The organism is Dactylosporangium sp. NPDC049525, assembly GCF_040676755.1.
In the GTDB taxonomy this organism is placed as follows: Bacteria; Actinomycetota; Actinomycetes; order Mycobacteriales; family Micromonosporaceae; genus Dactylosporangium.
Map to the genome: position 1 here is coordinate 77,954 of NZ_JBFAPO010000006.1, position 22,957 is coordinate 100,910.

Genomic DNA, 22,957 nt, shown 5'->3' on the forward strand with positions numbered 1-22,957 from the left:
CTGAACAAGCGCGGGACGCCAGCGCAATCTGCACGACCGAGGTCGAAAGGTGTTGATCGGTGGAGCGACCGAGCTGGGCACCCGCGGATGTGGATCTCGACCGGCCGAGCGTGGCGCGCGTCTATGACTATTACCTCGGCGGCTCGCACAACTTCGCCGCCGACCGGGCGTTCGCCGAGCAGATCCTCAAGGTCATGCCCGCCGTGGGGCCGCTGACCCGCAGCAACCGCGCGTTCCTGCGCCGCGCCGTCACGATGCTCGCCGCGCAGGGCGTGCAGCAGTTCATCGACCTCGGCTCCGGCATCCCGACGGTGGGCAACGTGCACGAGCTGGTCCCCGACGGCAAGGTCGTCTACGTCGACCACGACCCGGTGGCGGTGGCGCACAGCCGCGCGATCCTCGCCGACGTGCCCGGCACCGCCGTGGTCGCCGCCGACCTGCGGGCCCCGGCCGACGTGCTCGCCACGCCGCAGGTGCAGGGCCTGCTCGACTTCACCCAGCCGATCGCGTTCCTGCTCGCCGCGGTGCTGCACTTCGTCCCCGACGAGGAGCGCCCCGCCGACATCGTCGCCGGCTACGCGGCCGCCGGCGTGCCCGGCAGCCACATCGTGCTGTCCCACGCCGGGCTCGACCGGCCGCTGACCCCCGCCGAGGAGGAGGCGCAGGAGATGTACCGCAAATCCCCCACGCCGCTGATCCTGCGCAGCAGCCAGGAGGTCGCGAAGCTGCTGGACGGCCTGACGATCCTGGAGCCCGGGGTGGTCGCGACCTACGACTGGCGCCCGGACCCCGGCACCGAGACCGCACCCGACGGCGACGCGATCGGCTGCGCCGCCGTCGCCCGCAAGGACTAGTGCACCCACTGATCATGACCGCCCTCAGCCCCACGCCGACGTCGTGGGACCGCCCGCACCGAGCCGCCGAGCGGCTCGCCCGTAGCTGGTCGCTGGCCATCGCCGGGACCAGCTACGTGTCGATGAACGGGCTCGAGGTGCAGGACTTCCTCACCGCCCTCTCCACGCGGCTCATCCACGGGCTGACCGCCGAGACCTTCGACCCGGACGACGTCCGCGAGGTCGGCTCCACGCTCGTCGCCGCGCACTTCACCGAGCCGATGACGCTCGAGCGGACCATCGCCGTGATCAGCGACCAGTTCGCGAAGGCACCCACCCGCCGGGTCGCGGAGATCCAGGGCGCGCTCGCCGCCGGGTACGCCCAGGCGCTGCGCGACCGGGTCCTCGACGAGCAGGAGGAGATCCGCACCGCGGCGCTGTGGGCCCGCGCCCGCGCCGAGGAGAGCCGCCGGGTCAGCGAGGCGCGGTTCCGGGCGATCTTCGCCGGCGCCGCCATCGGGATGAGCGTCAGCACCGTCGACGGCCAGGTCATCGAGGTCAACCAGGCGCTGTGCGACATGCTCGGCTACAGCTCCGACGAGCTGCGGCGGATGACGTTCGAGGACTTCGTGCACCCGCAGGACCCGCCGGTCGCCGCCGGCATGTTCGAAGAGGTGCTCTCCGGCGGGCGGGACCAGTTCCGCATCGAGAAGCCGTACGCGCACAAGGACGGCCACCAGGTCTGGACCGACCTGGTCGCCTCGATCATCCGCGATGAGGACGGCGAGCCGAAGTGGCTGGTCGCGATGTTCGAGGACATCACCGAGCGCTACCTGCTGCAGCTGCGCCTGCGCCACCAGGCCCTGCACGACCCGCTGACGCAGCTGCCGAACCGGACGATGTTCTTCGACCGCCTCGCGGAGCTGCTGGCCGGCGCCGAGGACGAGCCCGACTCCCGGGTCGGCGTCTGCTACCTCGACGTCGACGGGTTCAAGGTCATCAACGACACCCTCGGGCACGACGTCGGCGACCAGCTGCTGCAGACCGTCGCCCGGCGCCTCGCCCGCTCGATCTCCGGCGAGGGCCAGCTGGTCGCCCGGATGGGCGGCGACGAGTTCGTGGTGCTCATCGAGCGCTCCGACGGCACCGACGACGTGGTCGCGGTCGCCGAGCGGGCCCTGGACACCGTCCGGGCGCCGGTCCACGTCGGCGGGCACGAGATCAGCATCTCGGCCAGCATCGGCGTGGTCGAGCAGCCGTTGCGCGGCACCAGCACCGGCGAGCTGATGAAGGCCGCCGACACGACGCTCTACTGGGCGAAGGCCGACGGGCGGAACCGGCTCGCGCTCTTCGACGCCGAGCGGCACGCCCGCGAGGTGACCCGCTACGAGCTGTCGGCCAGCATGCCGGCCGCGCTGGAGCGGCGCGAGTTCTTCGTCGAGTACCAGCCGCTGGTCCGCCTCAGCGACGCGGTCACCATCGGCGTCGAGGCCCTGGTCCGGTGGCGCCACCCGCGCTTCGGGGTGCTCGGCCCGGACGCGTTCATCGGCATGGCCGAGGAGACCGGCCTGATCGTGCCGCTCGGCCGGTGGGTGCTGCACGAGGCGTGCCGGCAGGCCGCGCGGTGGCAGGCCGAGCACGGCGCGAAGGCGCCGCTGATGAGCGTCAACCTGGCGGTCCGGCAGATGCGCGACCGCACCATCGTGCGGGACGTGAAGGCGATCCTGGAGCAGACCGGCCTGGCACCCGACCGGCTGCAGCTGGAGCTGACCGAGAGCGCCGTCATGGGCAGCGGCGGCGAGCCGACGGAGGCGCTCAACGCCCTGGCCGCGCTCGGGCCGCGGATCGCGATCGACGACTTCGGCACCGGATACAGCAACTTCGCCTACCTGCGGCACCTGCCCGTGCACAGCCTGAAGCTGGCCGGTTCGTTCGTCGCCGGGCTGCGCCCGCCGGAGGGCGCCGACCCGGTCGACCAGAGGATCATCGCAGCGGTGATCGGGCTCGCCCACGCGCTGAACCTGAGCGTCACAGCCGAGGGCGTCGAGACGGCGGAGCAGGCCGACCGGCTGCTGGCCCTCGGTTGTGACACCGCACAGGGTTGGTACTACGCGAGCTCCGGCCCGCCGTCGGCGATCAAGCTCTGATCAGTTCGCCGCGTACGGGTTGACGTCCTCGTTCATGTCGACCATCAGCTGCGACCACAGGTCCGCCTCGTGGCTGTCGGCGCCGATCAGGTCGTAGGACCCGTCGGTGAAGCCCGGGTCGAACTGGAACTCCGGCAGGTCGGTCTCGTCGACGTACTGCGACTCGTCGCTCACGTCGCCGAAGCTCGGCTGCTCGTCCTGATAGTCACCCAGGACGTCACCGTCCAGGGTGGCGTGCTCGCCCTCCTGGCCGCCGGCGTCGAACGCGTCGTGGTGCTCTGCGAACTGCTGGTCGGAGGAGAGCAGGTCAGCGCCACCGTCATGGTCGACGTGGAGGCCGTCCTCCATCTCCCAGTCGATGTCAAAGTCGCTCATGGCCCGCTCCCGGTTGATTGGTTACCTGGGCAACGGTAGGCCGCTCGGCCGTTCGGCTGATCCCCGAAACGTGCCATGCCGCTTCATCAGGGCTGCAGCCACCACGGGCTGGAGTACGCGAGGCCGAAGTCGTTGCAGGGATGACCGTTGGGGCCGGGGCTCGGGTTGGGCTGGGTGGGGTCGGAGACCCGCAGCACGACCCAGTTGCCCATCGCCACGTCCAGCGGCACCGTGAAGCGCACGACCTGGTTGGCGACGGTGTCGATCACGTCGGCGACCGTCGGGGCCGTGGTCCCGGGCCGCAGCACCTGGATCCGGATCGGCTTGCCGTTCCACTCCGGGCCGCGGTCGAGGTCCAGGGCAAAGCGCACGTCGCCCCTGGCCAGCGGCAGCACCCCACCCATCCGCACGTCGTCGGCGGTGGCGTCGACGCGCAGGCCGGAGACCCGGGTGGCGAAGAACCGCCGGGCCCGCATCGCCTCCAGGACACCGGCGCGGGTGTTCTGCGTCACCCACAGCCCGGTGCGGCCCTTCCCCTCCGGGAAGCCCCAGTCGGTGCCGTGCTCGTCGGAGACGCCGCTGATGCCGGTCCGCCAGCCGGCGTTGAGGCACGCGTTGAGGGCGGACGTGCGGCCGTCGGACCAGCCGTCGAAGAGGTAGTCGTCGCCGCGGTTGAACATCTCCAGGCTGACCATCGCGTCCCGGGCCGCGGCGGAGTAGGAGAAGTTGCCGAAGCGGGCGAGCTCGCGGCCCGGATGGTTGAAACTGGCCACCCCGCCGTTGCTGACGATCCAGTTGTACAGGCCGCCCATGTTGCTCGAGCCGCCCAGGTCCGTGAAGCCGTTGGTGAACCACACGTTGACGTGCCCGAGCAGCGGGTGCGACCACTCGAACCCGCGGATCGCCGTGTAGTTGCCCGGGTCGTCGGCCGCGTTGGCGAGCGCGCCGGTGCGGTCCCACTCCGACCTCGACAGGCCGCTGATGGAGAACAGGGTCGTGTGGTCGGTGAGCGCGGCGACGTCCAGGCCGGCCGAGCGCATCGAGGCGAAGGCCAGGTTTGGGTCGCCGTCACCGTCCGACATGACGGTGTGGTTGTGCAGGTCGGCGTGGACCAGCGCGGTGCCGGCGGTGATCGCGGACGCGCGGGCGGCGCCGGTCAGCGCGGCGGGCCCGGCGCCGACCGTGGCGGCGGTGCCGGTCTCCGCGCGGGCGGTCCGGCCGGTCCCGGCGTAGGCCGTGCCGGGCGCGGCGAGGAGCAGCAGACCGCCGGCACCCGCGGTGAGCAGGCCCCGGCGGTCGACGCCCCGGTGGTCCTGGTGGTCCTGGTGTCCCTCGTGGTCATGGTGGGAGTGGTCTCCAGTCATGCCCACAGCAGACGCCACGCATCGCAACATGTCGATACATGACGATGTCCGCCAGGCGAATACCAGTCAGCGGGTGCGTCGGTCCAGCCAGCCGTCGCCGTTGAGATCCTCGTACCGCTGGTCCATCACGCCGTCGTGGTTGGTGTCGAGCTCGGAGGAGTTGATGAGACCGTCGCGGTCCGTGTCGTGCCCGACGAACTCGGCCCGGCCGTCACCGTCGACGTCCACGACGATGTCGACGCCGCCGTCGGCCCGGTTCACGTACGTGTGCTGGTCCCACTTCCCGTCGCCGTCCCAGTCGACCCTGGTGTGGTAGCCGTCGGTCGGTGCCTGCCCGACCCCGGTGCCGGCGTCGTGCACGGCGCCGGCGAGGCCACCGGCGACGCCGTGGTGACCGCCCTCGCCACCGGCCGGCGGCTGGACCGGGGAGCCCTCGCGGGACGCCGCGAGGCCGTCCAGGGCGCCGCCGATGCCGTGCCGGCCGCTGCCCGCACCGCCGTCGGCCTCGCCGAGCCCGGCGGTGCCGCCACCCTGCCCGAGCCCGGCGGTGCTGGAGCGGTACACGGTGCCCTGGCTGCTGGAGTGGACCTCCGTGACGTGACCGGAGACGCCGTGACCCTGACCGGCGTACGGGTCGGCCTCGGCGATCCCGGCGCTGCCGTAGCCGCCGGCCTGGGCCTCCGGTGCCTCGGCGAGCCCCGCGCTGCCATAACCTGCCTGCGCGTCGCCGCCGTACCCGGCCGACGCGTACGTGCGCGGACCCTCCGGCGCCTCCGAGAGCCCGGCACTGCCGCCGCCCTGTGGGTCCGGCGCCTCGGCGAGCCCCGCGCTGCCGTACCCGCCGGCCTGGGCGTCGGTGAGACCGGCGGACGCGTACGCACCGCCGGGGCCGGCGTGCGCCTCGACCCCGCCGGCGGAGGCGTGCGCGCCGTGCTCGACGGCGCCGTGGACGTGCCCGGCCAGACCACCGGGCTGCGGACCCGGCTCGACGGCCGCGTGCCGCCCGCCGGACTGCTCCAGCGCGCCCAGCCCCCGGGCCGCGCTCTGCCCCGCGCCGGAGCCGTGCGAACCGCCGCCGAGATCCTGGCCCCCGCCATGGCCGTGGACGACGTCGCCGATGCCCGAGCCGATCGAGGAGAACAGGCCGAACATGCTGGCCTTGCTCGTGCGCTGCTCGACCCGGGACTGCCCGGCGTCCACGCCGCCGACCTGTGCCTGGAGCAGCTCCAGTTCGTCGGCGCTGAGCCGGTACCCGGCGAGCGCGCCCGCGGGGTCGGCCGCCAGGCGAGCCTGGAAGCCGGGGTCGGTCAGCAGTCGCTCCAGTACGTCGTCGAAGTCGCTCATCGGAAACAGTCCCCCAGGTAAACGGTCAGTCGAGCTCGGGCATCGGCACGGGCTGCGGCCGCGGCCGGCAGGTGCCGCACTGCACCGCGTCCTCCACGACCAGGCCCTCGGCCCGGCCGCGGCTCTGCGAACGGTGCACCTCCAGCAGGTACGGGCCGAACTTCGCGTGGTCCTCACACAGCCCACGCGCGCAGAACCGGCACGACCCCCGCGCCGCTTTGGCGCAGAACCAACAAAGCACCGATCTCTCCCTAGCCATACATACAGTTGGTGAATGTGATGAGTCCGGCCGAGCTGCCGGTGCCAGTGTTCTTCGCAGGATCTGTCACGGTAACGCTCACGTCACCGAGCGTGTTGTAGGTCTTCGTAATGGTGTTCGGGAACGGACCGACGCTGAGGGTGAACGTCCCACTGGCGTTGGCCTTGCCTGTGGCGGACCGCGCGGTGCCGTTGATGGTCAGGCGGACGCTCACCGTCAGGGTGTCAGCGCTGTCAACCGGGTCGCTGACCTGTCCGACGATCGTCGTCGTGGTCGGTCCGTTCGTGTTGCAGGCGGTTCCCTTTGCGTCGACCGCGTAGATCCGCGGGATTCGGGTCGTGATCCGGCCGACCGCGGGCACGGTGGTGTCCCTCGGCGGCGGCGGGGAGGTCGTGGGCGGAGGGGGACCGGCGGTCGTCCGCGTGGGTCCCGGGGTCTTGGTCTTCGTCGGGGTCGTGCCGGGCGACGCCGACGGCGAGGCGCTGTCCGAGACCGACGGCGACGGGGACGGCGACTCCGACGGCGTGTCCGACGGCGACGGCAGCACGGTCGGCGTGCCGCCCGGCTTCGGCAGCACGACGCCGTCGCCGCAGGTCAGGTCGGCCGACGGGTCGGTCGTGACGGTGCTGCCGCCCTGGGTGACCACACCCGAGGCGACCTCCGGCGAGGAGCTGCCCGCGGACAGGGCGAACCTGGCCCGGCCGTCGTTGCCGACAGGGTCGCCGGCGCCGGTCACGGTGAGCTTCAACGGCTCGAACGCCGTCGTCGTGCTCGTCGTGTCGACCAGGGTCCGGCCGGAGCGCACCGTGAACGCGCCGGTGGGCTGGACCGGGCGACGGTCGACCGAGCTGATGAGCTCGCCGACGTCCACGCGCGAGCCGGCGCACAGGACCGTGACACTGCCGCCACGGAAGGTCATCGTGGCCGTCGAGCGGCTCCCGACGGTGACGGCGTCGCCCTGTTCGACGTACACCTTGCCGTCGCGGCGCAGCGTGCGGTCCTCGCCGTGGACCCGGACCGTCGCCTGCCCGCGGGTGACGGTGATGAGGGCCCGGTCGGTGGGCATCTCCGCCCACACGGGCGCGGAGAACAGGTTGCTGCCGGTCAGGAACAGCGCGAACAGCAACAGCAGCACCAGCAGCCACCACAGTTTGCGCTCGAAGCGCTTGTCGATGGACTCGTCGGTCTTGCCGTAGACGCCGGGCGGCGCCGCGAGGGGCGGGTACGCCGACGGCGGGTGGGCGCCCGAGGACGGTGCGCGACCGCCAGCGATCGGGCCCCTCAGCGCGGGACCGCCGATGATCAGGGGCAGCCCGGCGATCGCCGGCAGCACCCAGACGCGGGCCGCGGAGCGGGCGGTGGCGACCTGGCCGGGCGGGTCGTCGCCGTACGGGCCGATCATCGAACCGCGGCCCAGCTGGACGCCTTCGGGCAGCACCAGCGTGCCGGAGGCGACCACGATCGCGTCGGTGCCGCTGTTCAGGTGCACCGGCTGGTCCGGCATCAGCTGCGCCGGCTGGGCGCGGGTCATGAGCCCGAGCCGGTCCTCGGCGCCGAGCCCGGCGAGCGCGGGCGCCTCCGCCAGCAGCGCCTCCAGCTCGGCCCACTCCACCGGCGGCGGGCCGGGCAGCGGACCGACGGCGGCGGCGACCGTCGACGGCGGGATCGCGAGCAGGGTCGTGCCGGCGGTCAGCCAGCCGAGCGCGGCCGGCGCGCCGGTGAGGGCGTTGGCGAGGCCGACGACGCCGCCCTTGCCGACCCGCTCCCGCACGGTGCCGGTCGGGTCGCCGGGGCGGCGTGCCTCGAGCGCACCGTCGACCACGACGTAGACCGACTGCTGGGCGGCGCCGGCGAAGACGAGTTGCTCCCCGGTCCGCGGGTGTACCCATCGCGCCTGCTCGGCGAGCTTGCCGAGCGCGGCCGGCGGCAGGTCGGCGAGGCTGGAGCCGCGCAGGGCGGCGAGGCGGCGCGGCTCGTCACGGGACAGCTTGCGCTCCCCGAGCCGGTCGCGGACCCGGCGGCCGCGCCGGCGCAGCCAGGAGAACAGCAGGTAGACCAGCGGCGCGAGGAGCCCGGCGACGATGACGGCGAGCAGCGCCCGGGCCAGCCAGCCGGCGTTCCACAGGCCGGTGACGACCCCGGCGACCCGGTCGGTGTAGATCCGGTACATCAGGTTCACGGCGATGGCGAGCCAGACGACGGCGAGCATCCCGTACAGGGCGACGAGGCGGCCCTCCCGGTCGAGCTCGCCGAAGCGGGGCGGGCGCCGGCGCAGGCGGGCGAGGACCCAGGCCAGGCCGCGGGCCCGCAGGTTGGGCACCTCGAGCCAGTCCATGAGCAGGTAGTAGCCGTCGAGCGCCATGAACGGGTTCAGGTTGAACAGCGCGTTGAGATACCACGCGAACGCCAGCTTGAACGTCCACGGCTCAAGCTCCGGGTAGAACAGCCCGACGAGCTGGCAGGCGCCGGCGAGCACCAGGCCGGTCGCCGGTCCGGCGACGGTGGTCACGATGCGGGCGCGCCGGCCTGCCATCCACACGTCGGTGGTGTCGACGAACACGGAGGGGATCCCGAAGTACACCAGAAAACCGGCGACCGGAACCTTGCGGCCCGCGTGTTTGGCCCCCAACGCGTGGCCGAGCTCATGGCAGGCGAGCGCAACCACATTGAGGCCGAGCAGCACCAGGGCGCCGGTGAAGTAGGAGTCCTGGGTCAGGAACACGGACTGGTCGGCCCGGAACCAGTTGAACACGAACACGCCGAGACCGGCCAGGGCGACCAGGCCCGCGAGCACGGCGACGATCCGGGTGAAGAACAGCCGGCCGCCGGCCTTGTACAGGAACGTGACGATCGGGTCGACCCGGGCGATGACGACCCGGCGCCCCTGCGCGGTCGCGAGGAGCGCCTTGCCGAGCCGGATCGGCCACGGCCGCCGGTGCACCCGCTGCAGCCGGTGGAACGCGTCGACCGGCAGCTCGTCGAGCATGCGGTTGCCGGCAAGGTCGGCGACGATCCGGGTGACCTGGTCGGGCGCGAGCCGCCCGGAGATGCGGGCGAAGTCAGCGACGAGCCGCGCGACGGTGCGGCTGCCGTCCATCAGCTGCGCCAGGCTCCACTCGTCGGGCGTGAGCCGCAGGTAACAGGCCTCACCGCGGTCGGGTGAGCGCACCATCACGTAGTCGACGCCGCGGGCGGAGGTGAGCGTCACGGCCTCGACCTCGCCCCGCAGGACCGGCCGGGCCCGGGCAGGGTTGAGCCGGTCCGTGACCGCCTGCCACAGACCTGAGTCAGCGGGGCCCCACGGAGCCCCGGGGGCGCGCCCGGCGAGGGCCTCCCAGACACTGATGCGCGTCTCGATGACGGCCACGATCGCTCCTGATAGGGCCACTGTTCCGGCAGGCAGCGTAAGCCGCCGCTGCCACCTCGGGAAGGTTCCGTCCCGAACGTGACAACTCTTCAGCGAAGATGACAGGCGTGTACATCCTCGCCATCGACCAGGGCACGACCTCCTCCCGTGCGATCGTGTTCGACGCCGACGGCGCCATCGTGGCGCTTGACCAGCGCGAACACCACCAGAGTTTCCCGAGACCGGGCTGGGTCGAGCACGACCCCGTCGAGATCTGGCACCAGGTCCAGGCCGTGTCGACCCGCGCCCTGGACCAGGCGGGCCTCTCCCGCGCCGATGTCGCCGCCATCGGCATCACCAACCAGCGCGAGACCACGATCCTGTGGGACGCGGAGACCGGCGAGCCGGTGCACCCGGCGATCGTCTGGCAGGACACCCGCACCGACGCCCTCATCCGCTCCCTCGCCGGCGACGCCGGCCCCGACCGGTTCCGCGAACGCTGCGGGCTGCCCCTGGCCACCTACTTCGCCGGGCCGAAGGTGGTCTGGCTGCTGGACAACGTGCCGGGCCTGCGCGCCCGCGCCGAGGCCGGCGAGATCCACTTCGGCACCGTCGACACGTGGCTCATCGAGAAGCTCACCGGCCGGCACGTCACGGACGTGACCAACGCCAGCCGGACGATGCTGATGAACCTCGCCACCCTGGACTGGGACGACGAGCTGCTCTCCGCGTTCGGCATCCCCCGTGCGATGCTGCCGACGATCGGCCCCTCCTCGCACGTCTACGGCGAGGCGACGACGATGTTGCACGGTGTACCGGTGGCCAGCGCCCTCGGTGACCAGCAGGCCGCACTGTTCGGCCAGGCGTGCTTCGCGCCGGGCGAGGCGAAATGCACCTACGGCACCGGCTCGTTCCTGCTGCTCAACACCGGCCACCAGCCGGTGCCGAGCACCCGTGGCCTGCTGACCACCGTCGGTTACCGCATCGGCGACGCTCCCCCGGTGTACGCCCTGGAGGGCTCCATCGCGATCACCGGCTCGCTCGTACAGTGGCTGCGGGACAACCTGGGCCTCATCCACTCGGCGCCGGAGATCAACGAGCTGGCCGCCACCGTCACCGACAACGGCGGCTGCTACATCGTGCCGGCGTTCTCGGGCCTGTTCGCCCCGCACTGGCGCCCGGACGCGCGCGGCGTCATCACCGGCCTCACCGGGTACGTCACCAAGGGGCACCTCGCCCGGGCCGCCCTGGAGGCGACCGCCTGGCAGGTCAAGGACGTCGTCGACGCGATGATGGCCGAGTCCGCCGTCCCGCTGGAGACCCTCAAGGTCGACGGCGGGATGACGGCGAGCGACCTGCTCATGCAGTTCCAGGCCGATGTACTGGACGTGCCCGTGGTCCGCCCGACGGTGTCGGAGACGACGGCGCTCGGTGCGGCGTACGCGGCCGGGCTGGCCGTCGGCTTCTGGCCCGACACCGAGACCCTGCGCGAGAAGTGGCGGGTGGACCGGCAGTGGTCGCCGGCCATGTCCACCGACGCCCGCGACCGCGGCCACGCCTCCTGGCTCAAGGCCGTCGAACGCTCCTTCGGCTGGGCCTGAGACAGAGATCCGGTGGGCGCCCCGCCAGGCGCACCACCGGATCCCTTTTCTGGAGGGGAACCAGCCTCCGGGTCAGCTCAGCAGGCGCTGGGCGACCGTCTTCGCGGTGTTGCTGCTGATGGCGAACCCGACGCCGATGTTGCCGGCGGTCTGGCCCGAGGTTGCGATGGCGGTGTTGATGCCGACCAGCTGACCCGCGGTGTTGACCAGGGCGCCGCCGGAGTTGCCGGGGTTGATCGCGGCGTCGGTCTGGATCGCGCCGCTGATCTTCGCCGCGGAGGACTGGCCGTCCTCACCCTCGTCGATCGTGCGGTTGATCGCGCTCACGATGCCGGCGGTGACCGACCCGTCGAGCCCGAGCGGGCTGCCCACGGCGAGGACCGTGTCGCCGACCTTCACCGTGGAGCTGTCGCCGAACGCGAGCGGCGTGTACGTGCCGCTACCCACGATCTTGATCACGGCGAGGTCGCTGGACGGCTCGGTGCCGACGATCTTCGCCTGGGCGCTCTGCCCGCTGGAGAACGTGACCTGCACCGTCGTCCCGCGGGCCGTGGCGACCACGTGGTTGTTGGTGAGGATCGCCCCGTCGTCGGTGATGACGACCCCGGACCCGACGGCGTTGCCGGTGCTGATCGACACCACGCTGGGCAGCACCTGCGCCGCCACGTCGGACAGTGTCGTCGTCGCGCTCGTGCCGGAGCCGGACGAGTTCGTCGCGCTCACCACCGAGTTGGACTTGTCGGGGCGCAGCTCGAGGGCGGCCAGGCCGCCACCGAACGCCGACACCGCCGACAGCCCGACCGCCGCGACGATCCCCGCCACGGCGAGGCCGACCCGGCTGCGCCGGCGGACCGCCGGCGCCACGAACACGGAACCCGGCTGGGGCTGCTGCGCCCACTGCGGCGGCCGTTGCATGTGCGGCACGTGCGGCGGCAGCTGCGCCGTCGGCAGGTGCGGCTGGTGCTGCCCGGCACCCGCGGCCCACACGCGCGGGTCCTGCCCGGTGCCGGGATGCTGCGGCCCGTGACCCGCCTGCGCGGCGGGGCGGTCGTGGCCAAGGGCGGCGTGGAACCCACCCTGACCCGTGAAGGCGCTGCCCTGCGCGGTGGGGAGGTCGCGGCCGGGAGAGGCGTGGTGCCCGCCCTCACCGGTGAAGGCGTTGCCCTGCGCGGCGGTGTAGGGGTATGTGGCCTGCGGAGCGGTGTGCTGCGACGCGGGCCAGGTCTGCGTGGTGCCGTCGGCCGCGGGGCGGGGGTCCTGCGCGGCGGGCCACGTCCTGGCGGACCCGGCCTGCACGTCACCGGCGCCGGGGGCGGTGCCACTGCCGGAGGCGGCGAGGTTCGTCGGCCACGCGTGCGGCACCGGGTGGGTCGGCGTCGCGGCGGCTGCGTGGTGGCCCGGCGCAGCAGCCGAGTCGTGGCCCGGCGCGGCGGCCGACATGCCGGCCGGCGGTGCGGTGACCGGGAGGTCGGCCGGCGGCGCGGTGACCGGGAGGTCGGCGGACGAGGCAGCCGGGAGACCGGCCGGAGCGGCCGGGAGGTCAGTGGGAGCGGCCGGGAGGTCGGCGGGGGCGGCCGGGAGGTGGGCCGTCGTGGTGCCCGGCGGCGTGACCGGCGCGGTGGCCGGCGACGTGGTGTCGGCCGGTGCGGTGTCGGCCGTCGTGGTGTCAGCCGGCGTGGTGGTCGGCTGTGCGGCCGGGCCCGACGCCCGACCCTGCTCGTCGGCTGGGTTCGGCGCCCATCCCTGCTGTTCGCTCATGACTTGAGCTTGGCGACGGCACCTTGCAAACCACTGGCCGCCGCCTGGGAACCCCCTGTGAGCGGGAGCCGCACCTGGAAGGTCGCGCCGCCGCCAGGGGTGACGAAGACGGAGACGGTGCCGCTGTGCACCGCGACCAGCGCCGCCACGATCGCCAGGCCCAGGCCGCTGCCGCTGTGCGAGCCGCCCGCCTGGCGGCGGGTGCGGGCCTTGTCGACGCGGTAGAAGCGTTCGAAGACGCGGGCGGCCTGCTCGTCGGTGAGGCCGGGGCCGTGGTCGGCGACCTCGATGAGCGCGTCGGTGCCGTCGCGGCGCAGGCGCAGCGAGACGGGGGTGTCGGCGGGCGTGTGGGTCAGCGCGTTGGTCATGAGGTTGCCGACGACCTGGCGCAGCCGGGACTCGTCGCCGTGGACCTCGATCGGCTCGTCGCGCTCGATCTCCAGCTCGACCGTGCGGTCGGGTGCGACGGCGCGGGCGGCGGCGACGGCGTCGCTGGCGATGACGCGCAGGTCCATGTCGGCGAGTGCCAGGGGGCGCTCCTGGTCGAGGCGGGCGAGCATGAGGAGGTCCTCGACGAGCAGGCCCATGCGGGCGGCCTCGTCCTCGATGCGCCGCAGCAGTGCCTCGGTCTCCCCGGGCTGGCGGGCGGCGCCCTGCCGGTAGAGCTCGGCGAACCCCCGGATCGTGGTCAGCGGGGTGCGCAGCTCGTGGGAGGCGTCGGCGATGAACTGCCGCATGCGGTCCTCGGACGCCTCGCGCAGCCTGAAGGCACCCTCGATCTGGGAGAGCATCGCATTCAGCGCGGCGGCGAGGTGGCCCATCTCCGTCTCGGGTGGGCTCTCGGGGACGCGTTTGGTGAGGTCGCCCGCGGCAATGGCGGCCGCGGTGCGCTCGATCTCGCGCAGCGGCTGCAGGCTGGCCCGGACGATGGCGACGCCGACCGCGGCGAGCACGACCAGGACGCCGGCGCCGACGAACAGCTCGGCGGCGACCAGCTCGTCGACGGCGCTGTCCACCATCGACAGGCTCTCCGCGACGAGCAGCAGCGTCCGGTCACGCTTGATGATGAGGATCCGCCAGCGTTCATGGGTCTTCGAGGTCGTCGCCGTGTACGGCACGGTCAGCCGCGACGAGAGCTCCTCGACGGTGTCCGGGATCGGCGGCGCGTCGGACTCCTTGCGGGTGCCGACGACGCCGGTCTGGTAGTTGCCGGAGGGCAGCAGCGTGACCCAGGCGATGTAGTAGTTGCTCTGCAGGATCGAGTCGGTGCTGGAGGTGGTGGCCAGCCGGGTGAGGTCGACGGTCTCGGCCATGGCCCGCAGCTGCTGGTCGACCTTGTCGAACATGCTGCTCTTCATGACCAGGGCGCTGGCGACGCCGATCACCAGCAGCGCCATGGTCACGAGTGTGAGGACGGCCGCGATCAGCTTGACCCGCAGCGGCACGTCGGCGATGAACCGCACCATCGCGGGGCTCAGACTGGCAGGCGCAGGACGTAACCCACGCCGCGCAGGGTGTGGATCAGGCGCGGCTCGGCGATGTCCACCTTACGCCGCAAATAGGAGATGTACGACTCGACGATGCTGTCGTCGCCGCGGAAGTCGTAGTTCCACACGAAGTCGAGGATCTGCGCCTTGGACAGCACCCGGCCCGCGTTGAGCATCAGATACCGCAGGAGCTTGAACTCGGTCGGCGACAGGGCGATCGTCTGCCCGGCGCGGGACACCTCGTGGGTCTCCTCGTCGAGCTCCAGGTCCTGGAACACCAGCCGGTTGGGCCCCGGGTCGCCGGCGGTGCGGCGCAGCACGGCACGGATGCGCGCGGTGAGCTCCTCCAGGCTGAAGGGCTTCGTCACATAGTCGTCGCCGCCGAGCGTCAGGCCGCGGACCTTGTCCTCGGTCCCGTCCCGGGCCGTGAGGAACACGACAGGAAGCCGGACGCCACCCTCGCGGAGCCGCCGGATGACCTCGAAACCGTCGAGGTCGGGCAGCATCACGTCGAGAACGACCAGGTCAGGCTTGCTGTCGCGGGCCGCGGTGACCGCCTCGGCACCGGTGGTCACCGCGTCAACCGCAAAACCGGCGAAACGCAGGCTGGCCGAGAGGAGCTCGCGAATGTTCGGATCGTCCTCGACCACGAGCAGTCTCGCCTCAGCCTGCGCAACGCCTGGCGACGGGGCACCCCCGGATTGTGCGACGCCGCCTCGTACCCCCATGCGCATATCTTTCCGCCTCCTGCTGGAGTAGGGCTGATGGTTGCCTGGGAAGTTCCTGAAACAACCAGCCCGACCCCTCCAAGCTAGCGCAGCAGGCGGCGCACCTGGTCGATTGCGCCGTCCAGGACCACGAGCGTGGCACGCATCGTCTCCTGGCTGGCGCGGCCCGCGCGGGCCAGCCGGCGAACCTCGGCGAGCAGCTGGGCGGCCTTCTCCTCCAGCTCGGCGACGACGTCACCGGGCGGCGGCGCGGGCCTGGTCGTGCCCGCCGATCCCGGGCGCGGCGGGTAGCCCCAGCCCCAGGTGGGTGCGCTGCGGGCCTGCCGGCCGGCCTCCTTCAGCTCCTTCTTCAGGTCGCGGACGGAGCCGTGCACGCCCTGCTCGACCTCGTCGGCGAGGGTCGACAGGTCGGCGAGGGAGGCGTTGATGTCGGTCTCGAGCGTCTCGAGCTCGGCGGCGCGCTGCACCAGCTCGGCCCGGCCTGCGTCGGTGATGTCGTAGACCTTCCGGCCGCCGGAGGCGGTGTGGGAGACCAGCCCGTCGGCCTCCATCCGCTGCAGGCGCGGGTAGATGGTGCCGGCGGAGGGCGCGTAGAGGCCGTGGAAGCGGTTCTCGAGCAGCCGGATCAGCTCGTAGCCGTGGCGGGGCCCCTCGGCGAGGAGCTTCAGCAGATACAACCGCAGCCGCCCGTGGCTGAACACCGCGCTCATGCTGTTTCCTCGTCGAGGTCGTCGAGATCGTCCGGGTCGACCGGCCGGTGCAACAACGTGATCGTGCCAGACGTCGCGTTGGCCGCGATGCGGCCGGTGCCGGCGCCGAGCGTGCCGATGACGGTGCTGCGGCCGACCCGGTCGAGGCCGGGGAAGGCACAGATCACCCGCCCGGACGTGGCGTTGAGGTTGACCCGCAGGTCACTGTCCTCGCGGACCCGGGCGGTGATCTCACCGGAGACCGTGTCCAGCCGCACGTCCGTGTCGACCGGCGGGTTGTCGAGGTCGCACGTGATCGAGCCGGAGATCGCGCGGGCGTGCACCTTGCGGGCGGTCGTGTCGGCCACGACGATCTCGCCGGAGACGGTCTCGAGGTCGACCTCGCCGTCGAGGGTCAGCGCCTCGATGGAGCCGGAGATCACCTTGGCGGTGACGCGGCCGTCGAGGCCGAGCAGGGTGACGCGGGCGCTGGTGGCATCGACCTGGGTGCCGGCGCGCAGCGAGGAGACGATGACGGAGCCGGAGACGACGGTGAGCTTGGCCGGGGTCCGGGGCGGGACCATGACCGAGACGTCGACCTTGAACCGGCCGTGGAAGAGCCACCACAGGAAGCCGGGCCACCGGGGGATGACGCCATGCGTGACCCGCAGCACGCCGTCGTCGTCGAGGGTGACCGTGACCGGCCGCTCGCCGATCGCGGAGACCTCGACCCGGGCGGGCCCATCGGCGCCGACGACGTTGACCCGCCCGCCGACCAGCCGCACCTGGAGGTCCTTGACCTCCCCCTTCAGTTCGAGCCGGGTGGGCTCGGCAACGTTCCACGTCGTCATGCCACCGACGGTAGCAGACAAACGCGATACATCGCGACTGTCGAACTCAAGCAATACGGGTCAGGCGGCAACCACCGAGGTCGCCGCGCGGGCGAGGACGCGACGGGACGAGGACGGCTGCGGGTACATCGTGGCGTGCGCCTTCAACTCGATCGACAGGCCGCGGGCGGCCACGACCCGTCGCAGCGAGGTGAGCAGCGTCTCGTCGCCGATGAACGCGGCGACCGTCGTGGGTGTCCCGCCCTGGGCGAACGTCAGCCGGACCGGGACGACCGGGGCGGCCGCGTCGACCGCCGCCTGGAACATCGCCGGGCGGAACGTGCCGCCCATCCGGCCGCACCAGGTGGTGCCCTCGGGGAAGACCGCGACCACGCCGCCGGCGGCGAGCTCGGCGCGGATCCGGGCGACGGTGGCCGGCAGGGTCTTGGGCCGGGACCGGTCGACGAAGACCGTGCCGAGCGTCGCGGCGAGCCGGCCGATCAGCGGCCACGCGCGCACCTCGCGCTTGGCCAGCAGCCGGGCCGGCGCGTGCGCCAGGATCACGACCACGTCGAGCCATGAGACGTGGTTGGCGACCAGCAGCGCGCCGCTCTGCGGGATCCGGCCGACGGCATGGTGCGAGATGCCGAGCCCGGCGAGGACCGCGCGAGCGAGCCGGCGCTGGGCGGCGATCAGCCCACGCTGCGGCAGCAGTGCCAGGATCGGCACCGACAGCGCCGCGAGCAGCAGGACCGTCCCGGTCACGACGACCCGTTTGAGCATCGTCACGGCCGGGACGTGCCCGTCGGAACGGGCCGGCAGGCAGCTCACGTCGCAGGTCGAGCGCGGCAGCCACAGCGAGTCGACGACCGTCACGGGGTCACCCCTGGCCGAGGAAGTGCCGCATGTACCGCGGGTTGACCCGGTCCAGTGACAGCAGCACGTAGAAGTCGGCGCAGTCGAAGTCCGGGTCGTGCGCGGGTTCGCCGCCGATCCAGGCGCCGAGCCGCAGGTATCCCTTGAGCAGCGACGGCACCTCGACCTTGGCCGGCACCGGCGCGGTCAGCGCGAGGGGGTTGCGCGGCCGGACCCGCCAGGCGGGCGGGACGAGGTGCTTGCGCTGGGCCAGGTCCCACACCCCGGCGGCGGTCGCGCCACCGTCGGCGAGCGGCACCGACGCGCAGCCGCCGAGCCAGCGGTGCCCGTGCAGGTGCATGTACCGGGCGATCCCGGCCCACATCAGGTTGATCACCGCACCGCTGCGGTGGTCGGGGTGCACGCAGGAACGGCCGGTCTCGACCAGTCCACCGCGCAGCTGGTGCAGGCCGGCGAGGTCGAACTCGGTGTCGGCGTAGAGCCCACCGGCGGCCACGGCCCGGTCCGGCGGCAGCATTCGGTAGGTCCCGACGACGTCGCCGGTGCGCTCCTCACGGATGATGAGGTGGTCGCAGTGCTCGTCGAAGGCGTCGACGTCGAGCCCGGGGGTGTCGGTGTGCAGCTCAGCGCCGAGTTCCCCGGCGAAGACGTCGTGGCGGAGCCGTTGTGCGGCCCGGACCTGGTCACCGTCCGTGGCCACCAGCAGGGTGTAGCGATCGGTTTCGTCGACCCCGACCGGGTCGGCGGCGACGGCGAGAATCGTCATGCTTTCGGTGTAAGGCTCGACCCCTGCGGCTGGCTGACGGTGACTGGTTACCCGCATGGCTGGTGGGTGAACGATGACTACCGTGGTCAGGCATGGCGGGATATTCAGGGACTCCACTGCCCAAGAAGCTCGGCGTGAACGCCGGCCATCGTGTGCTGCTCGACGGCCCGCCGGCCGGGTTCGAGCTTCGGGAACTGCCCTCCGACGTGGTGCTGCACCGTCGCAGCGCGCCCGGCCTCTACGACGTGATTCTCTGCTTCTGCCCTGATCAGGCCCGGTTGCGGCGGCGCTGGCAGGTGCTGCACCGGCTGACGCCACCCGGCGGTTCGCTGTGGGTCGCCTGGCCGAAGCGCTCCTCCGGCATGGCCACCGACCTGGACGAGAACGGGGTGCGCGAGTTCGCCCTGGCGCACGGCCGGGTGGACGTCAAGGTCTGCGCGATCGACGACGTGTGGTCGGGGCTGAAGCACGTGATCCGGGTCGGTGACCGGCCGCACCGCTGACGGCGCCGACCCGTAGCAGGGACCCGGCGAGCAGCATGAGCAGGCCGGCGAGCGTGTGCGGCGCCACCGGCGGGCCGGTGATGGGCAGGTCGACCGAGCCGACCATCAGCTCGACGGTGCCGGCGACGGCGGTGGTGCCGTCGGTGACGGTGTACGCGAACGAGTCGGTGCCGCTGAAGCCCCGGTCCGGGGTGTAGGTGACGGTGCCGTCGGCGTTGAGCACGGCGGAGCCGTTGGCCGGCTGGGTCACGCCGAGGACCTTGAGCGGGTCGCCGTCGGGGTCGGTGACGTTGTCCAGCGGGGTGATCGTCTGCGCCCCGCTGCCGGTGGGCGTCGTCACGGTCGGGGTGCTGACGACGACCGGCGAACCCGTGGGCTCAGCCGGAGCCGGGATCGGGGCCGGCGCCGGGGCCGGGGCCGGGGTCGCCGACGTCACGGTCACCGTCACGGTCCCGGTCGCGGTGTCCGGCGGGGCGGCGCCGGCGCTCAGCGTGTAGGTGAAGGTGTCCACGCCGGTGAAGCCCGCTGCCGGGGTGTAGGTGACGGTCCCGTCGCCGTCGAGGACCGCGGTGCCGTGGCCGGGCGCGCCGACGCCGGTGACGGCAAGCGTGCCGGGGTCGCTGCCACCGGGCGTGTCGTTGGTGAGGACCGCGACGCCGACCGGGGTGCCGGCGGCGGTGGTGGCGGTGTCGGAGGCGGCGACCGGCACGGCGGCGGAGACGTTCACGGTGACCGCGGCGGTGCTGGCGCCCCCGTTGCCGTCGCTCAACGTGTACGTGAACGCGTCGGCGCCCCGGTAGCCGGCGGCCGGCGTGTACCGCACGGCGCCGGCCACGATCTGCAGGGTGCCGTGCGCGGCGCCGGTGGCGGCGACGGCCCGCAGCGTGTCGGCGTTGGCGTCGGTGTCGTTGGCGAGGACCGGCACGACGGCCGCGGTCCCGGCCGGGACGGTCAGCGTGTCGGCCACGCCGGCCGGGGCCTCGTTGAACACGGTGACGGTCACGGCCGCGGTGCCCAGCCCGCCGCGGCCGTCGGCGACGGCGTAGCGGAACACGTCGACGCCGGAGAAGCCCGGCCGTGGCGTGTACGTGACGACGCCGCCGGCGACGGTGGTCGTGCCGTAGGCGCCGGGTGTGGCCTCGACGAGCGTGACGGCCGGGCCGCCGGTCCCGGTGTCGCCGGTGTCATTGGCCAGCACGGCGACGGCGACCGGCGTGCCCGTCGGGGTGTTCGCCGCGTCCGCGCGCGGCGCCGGCGGCCGGGCCGCCCCGACATGGACGGTGACCGTGCCGGTCGAGGCGCCCCCGTGGCCGTCGTCCACCGTGTACGTGAAGGTGTCGTCCCCGGTGAAACCGGCGGCCGGGGTGTACCGCAGCACGCCGCCGGTGTTCATGACGGTGCCGCCGCCCGCCGCCGTCGCGTCCCAGGCCGTCACGGTGAGGACGTCTCCGGGGTTCGGGTCGGTGTCGTTGGCGAGGACCGCGACGTCGAGCGCGGTCCCGGCGGGGGTGCCGCGCTCGTCGGCGGCGGCGACCGGGGCGCGGTTGGCCACGGTCACGTTCACCGTGGCGGTGGAGTGTCCGCCGTGCCCGTCATCGACGGTGTACTGGAAGCTGTCGGCGCCCCGGAAGCCGTCCCCCGGCGTGTACGTGAGCTGCCCCGCCGCCGTCAGCACGACGGTGCCGCCCGCGGGCGGGCCGGCGCCCACGACGGTCAGCGGGTCGCCGTCGGCGTCGGTGTCGTTGGCGAGCGGGTCGAAGGTCGTGCCGGTGGCGGCCGCCGTGACGGTGTCCGCCGCGGCGACGGGTGCCGCGTTCGCGGCGGGTGGGGTGCCGGCGGTGACGGTGACCGTGACGGTGGCCGTCGCGGTGCCGCCCAGCCCGTCGCCGACGGTGTAGATGAACGTGTCGGTGCCGGCGACCGGCCCGGCGGTGTAGCGGACCACGCCCGCGGCGTCGACGATCGCGTGCCCCGCGACCGGCGGGGTGGCGATGCCGAGCACCCGCGGGGTGTCGCCGTCGGGGTCGGCGTCGTTGGCCGCGACGGGGATGGCGGTGCTGCCGCCGGCGGCGACGGTCGCCGTGTCGGGGACGGCGCCGGGTGCGGCGTTGCGCACGACGGCGGCGGTCGCGGTGTTGTTCGCGCCGGCCGGGTCCGGGGTCGCGGACGTCACCGTGGCCGTCATTGTCGTGTGGTGCGCGGCGGCGGCGGTGACCGTGGCCGCGACGTCGACGGTGAACGTGGCGCCGGGCGGCAGCGCGCCGACCGGGCAGGTGAGCGTCTGCCCGGCCAGGGTGCAGGCCCCGGCGCTCGGCGTGGCGCCGGTGCCGGTGACGCCGTCGGGCAGGACGGCGGTGAGGGTCACGCCGGTGGCCGGGTCGGCGCCGGTGTTGGTGACCGTGACCGGGTAGGTGACCGCGCCGGTGCCCTGCACGGTTTGCGGGCCGGCGCCGGCGGTCACGGCGAGGTCGGTGCCGGCGGTCGCGGGCAGGGTGGACGTGGTCGCGTTGGACGGCGCGCGCAGCTTCACCCCGGTGTCCGCGCCGGTGGCGGCGACGTGCGCGACGTCGAGCAGGGTGGCGGCACCCGTGACCCCGGGAGCACCGGCGGTGACGCGATAGCTGACGGTGACCGATTCGCCGGGAGCCAGGCGGCCGCCGTGGTCGGCGTCGCTGCCCGTACCGACGCGGAAGCCCGCGACGCCGGCGCTGATCTCGGCGCGGTCGGTGTCGACCGGGTCGCTCTGCGTGGCGCCGTCGATCGACAGGCTGCCGGGGACGAAGACGGTCCCGGGCGGCACGGCGTCGGCGAGCCGGGTGTCCTCGGCGGGGGCGAGCCCGTCGTTGCCGGCCTGGATCGTGTACCGGATCTCGTCGCCGCGTTCCAGCAGGCCGCCGTTGACGTCGGTGGCGCTCTTGAGCGCGGTGAGCCGGGGCGCATCGAGGTCGGTCGCGAACGTGATCACGCCGGGGTAGAACGTCTCGCCGGTGACGGGCGTGGTTTGCAGCGTGATCGTGGCGCTGTTCGCGCCGTTGGCCAGCACCCCGCTCGCGTCGACGTGGTCGATGTCGAAGCCGAGGAGATTGGCGTCGGCCGGGGTACGAGCGGTGACCGGGGCGCCGTGGTCGCTGATGGTGCTGTTGAAGAAGTTCGTCGCGGGGCTGAGCGCGTCGGCCAGCGGGGTGCCGTCGAGGCGGACGCTGTCGCCGCCGCTGCCGCCGTCGCCCTCGTAGGCCACGGCGCCAAGGCTGGTGGTGACGGTGCCGGTCGGCGGGGTCTGGAAGCCGGTGACCGGGATCGTGACGGTCGCGTCGCCGGGGGTGATGCCGCGCACGGAGCCGAAGCCGTCATAGACGACCATGTTGCGCACCGGCTGCGCCGGGTCGTGCAGGACGACCGCCAGGGACCAGGCGGCGTAGCGGTCGTTCACGCCGGTGGCGGCCTGGATGTCGGCGACCGCGTAGGTGCCGGCGCCGGCCCCGGCGACGAGTGCCGACACGTCGGCGTAGCCCTGGTACGGCCGGTGGCCGGGGAACGTGGTGACGTCGGTGACGCGGTTCGCGGTGATCGTCCGGTACGCCCCGCCGGGCACCTTGAACCTGACGGTGTTCCTGCCGCCCTCGTCCGGTGCCGGGGTGCCGGTGCCCGGTTCGGTGTCGCCGCCCCAGAACAGCCCGGCGTACAGCACGGTCGCGCCGGTGGGGACGGGGAGGTCGGCGGTGCTGGAGTTGAACGACGGCTCGGCGTCGACGTCGACGTTGCGCATCCGGTAGCCGTTGTTGTTCAGCGCGCCGCCGGTGACGGTGGCGTTCCTCGCGGTGGCACAGCCGGGGTTGGCGCCGTCGCAGGTCAGGTTCGCGTTGCCGCGCAGGACGACCGCGCCGCTGTCGTTGACCGAGTACACCGGGCGGAACGCCGCGACGATCTCGGCGGCCGCCGGTCGCGGCCACACCCCGCTGAGCGCGGCGGCCAGCAGCACGATGGCGAACCCGGCCCGAACGCTCCTGAATGCCACCTTTCGTGTATACGTGGATACGGTGCGTTATGGGCG

Annotated in this window: 17 protein-coding genes; 4 read left to right on the forward strand and 13 right to left on the reverse strand. The window is 73.1% G+C overall.

The window, feature by feature from the left end; genetic code table 11:
- Nucleotides 1–59: 59 nt before the first annotated feature.
- A complete protein-coding gene (locus AB0K00_RS12255; RefSeq protein ID WP_363519192.1) occupies nt 60–854 on the forward strand; it encodes an SAM-dependent methyltransferase in 795 nt (264 codons plus the stop codon).
- Nucleotides 855–868: 14 nt separating this feature from the next.
- Nucleotides 869–2,980 (forward strand): EAL domain-containing protein, encoded by a 2,112-nt coding sequence (locus AB0K00_RS12260; protein ID WP_363519195.1) that lies wholly within the window; start codon nt 869–871, stop codon nt 2,978–2,980.
- On the opposite strand, the gene AB0K00_RS12265 is transcribed toward AB0K00_RS12260, so the two are convergent.
- From AB0K00_RS12265 to AB0K00_RS12285, 5 genes are all read right to left on the reverse strand, one after another.
- Nucleotides 2,981–3,355: a hypothetical protein gene (locus AB0K00_RS12265; RefSeq protein ID WP_363519197.1), complete on the reverse strand. Its 375-nt coding sequence runs from the start codon at nt 3,353–3,355 to the stop codon at nt 2,981–2,983.
- A gap of 86 nt (nt 3,356–3,441) precedes the next feature.
- Nucleotides 3,442–4,719, reverse strand: a complete 1,278-nt coding sequence (locus AB0K00_RS12270) for a CehA/McbA family metallohydrolase (RefSeq protein ID WP_363519198.1) — start codon at nt 4,717–4,719, stop codon at nt 3,442–3,444.
- Nucleotides 4,720–4,785: 66 nt separating this feature from the next.
- Entirely contained in the window at nt 4,786–6,063 is a 1,278-nt protein-coding gene (locus AB0K00_RS12275) for a hypothetical protein (RefSeq protein ID WP_363519201.1), read from the reverse strand.
- A 25-nt stretch (nt 6,064–6,088) separates the two neighbouring features.
- Nucleotides 6,089–6,304: a hypothetical protein gene (locus AB0K00_RS12280; RefSeq protein WP_033358663.1), complete on the reverse strand. Its 216-nt coding sequence runs from the start codon at nt 6,302–6,304 to the stop codon at nt 6,089–6,091.
- A gap of 10 nt (nt 6,305–6,314) precedes the next feature.
- On the reverse strand, nt 6,315–9,689 hold the full coding sequence (locus AB0K00_RS12285) for a cyclic nucleotide-binding protein (RefSeq protein ID WP_363519203.1): 3,375 nt from the start codon (nt 9,687–9,689) through the stop codon (nt 6,315–6,317).
- Between the two features lie 98 nt (nt 9,690–9,787).
- Between AB0K00_RS12285 and glpK the strand changes: the two genes are divergently transcribed.
- Nucleotides 9,788–11,269, forward strand: a complete 1,482-nt coding sequence (gene glpK / locus AB0K00_RS12290; protein WP_363519205.1) for a glycerol kinase GlpK — start codon at nt 9,788–9,790, stop codon at nt 11,267–11,269.
- Between the two features lie 72 nt (nt 11,270–11,341).
- Here the strand turns inward: glpK and AB0K00_RS12295 are convergent, their stop codons facing one another.
- From AB0K00_RS12295 to AB0K00_RS12325, 7 genes are all read right to left on the reverse strand, one after another.
- Nucleotides 11,342–13,027 (reverse strand): trypsin-like peptidase domain-containing protein, encoded by a 1,686-nt coding sequence (locus tag AB0K00_RS12295; RefSeq protein WP_363519208.1) that lies wholly within the window; start codon nt 13,025–13,027, stop codon nt 11,342–11,344.
- Complete coding sequence (locus AB0K00_RS12300; RefSeq protein WP_363519211.1) at nt 13,024–14,493, reverse strand: HAMP domain-containing sensor histidine kinase; 1,470 nt, start codon at nt 14,491–14,493, stop codon at nt 13,024–13,026. The genes AB0K00_RS12295 and AB0K00_RS12300 overlap by 4 nt, the downstream gene beginning before the upstream one ends.
- 8 nt (nt 14,494–14,501) lie before the next feature.
- Nucleotides 14,502–15,242, reverse strand: a complete 741-nt coding sequence (locus AB0K00_RS12305) for a response regulator transcription factor (RefSeq protein ID WP_203847927.1) — start codon at nt 15,240–15,242, stop codon at nt 14,502–14,504.
- Nucleotides 15,243–15,325: 83 nt separating this feature from the next.
- Nucleotides 15,326–15,952 carry a PadR family transcriptional regulator gene (locus AB0K00_RS12310; RefSeq protein WP_363519213.1) on the reverse strand — a complete coding sequence of 209 codons (627 nt, stop codon included), beginning with the start codon at nt 15,950–15,952 and terminating at the stop codon, nt 15,326–15,328.
- A complete protein-coding gene (locus AB0K00_RS12315) occupies nt 15,949–16,782 on the reverse strand; it encodes a DUF4097 family beta strand repeat-containing protein (protein ID WP_363519216.1) in 834 nt (277 codons plus the stop codon). The genes AB0K00_RS12310 and AB0K00_RS12315 overlap by 4 nt, the downstream gene beginning before the upstream one ends.
- A 60-nt stretch (nt 16,783–16,842) precedes the next feature.
- Nucleotides 16,843–17,637: a lysophospholipid acyltransferase family protein gene (locus tag AB0K00_RS12320; RefSeq protein ID WP_363519219.1), complete on the reverse strand. Its 795-nt coding sequence runs from the start codon at nt 17,635–17,637 to the stop codon at nt 16,843–16,845.
- Nucleotides 17,638–17,641: 4 nt separating this feature from the next.
- On the reverse strand, nt 17,642–18,403 hold the full coding sequence (locus AB0K00_RS12325) for a GNAT family N-acyltransferase (protein ID WP_363519222.1): 762 nt from the start codon (nt 18,401–18,403) through the stop codon (nt 17,642–17,644).
- A 92-nt stretch (nt 18,404–18,495) separates the two neighbouring features.
- Between AB0K00_RS12325 and AB0K00_RS12330 the strand changes: the two genes are divergently transcribed.
- The gene (locus AB0K00_RS12330; RefSeq protein ID WP_363519225.1) at nt 18,496–18,906 is read left to right on the forward strand and encodes a DUF3052 domain-containing protein; all 411 of its coding nucleotides are present in this window, start codon (nt 18,496–18,498) and stop codon (nt 18,904–18,906) included.
- Here the strand turns inward: AB0K00_RS12330 and AB0K00_RS12335 are convergent.
- Nucleotides 18,830–22,921: an Ig-like domain-containing protein gene (locus AB0K00_RS12335; protein WP_363519228.1), complete on the reverse strand. Its 4,092-nt coding sequence runs from the start codon at nt 22,919–22,921 to the stop codon at nt 18,830–18,832. The genes AB0K00_RS12330 and AB0K00_RS12335 overlap by 77 nt on opposite strands.
- Between the last annotated feature and the right edge of the window lie 36 nt (nt 22,922–22,957).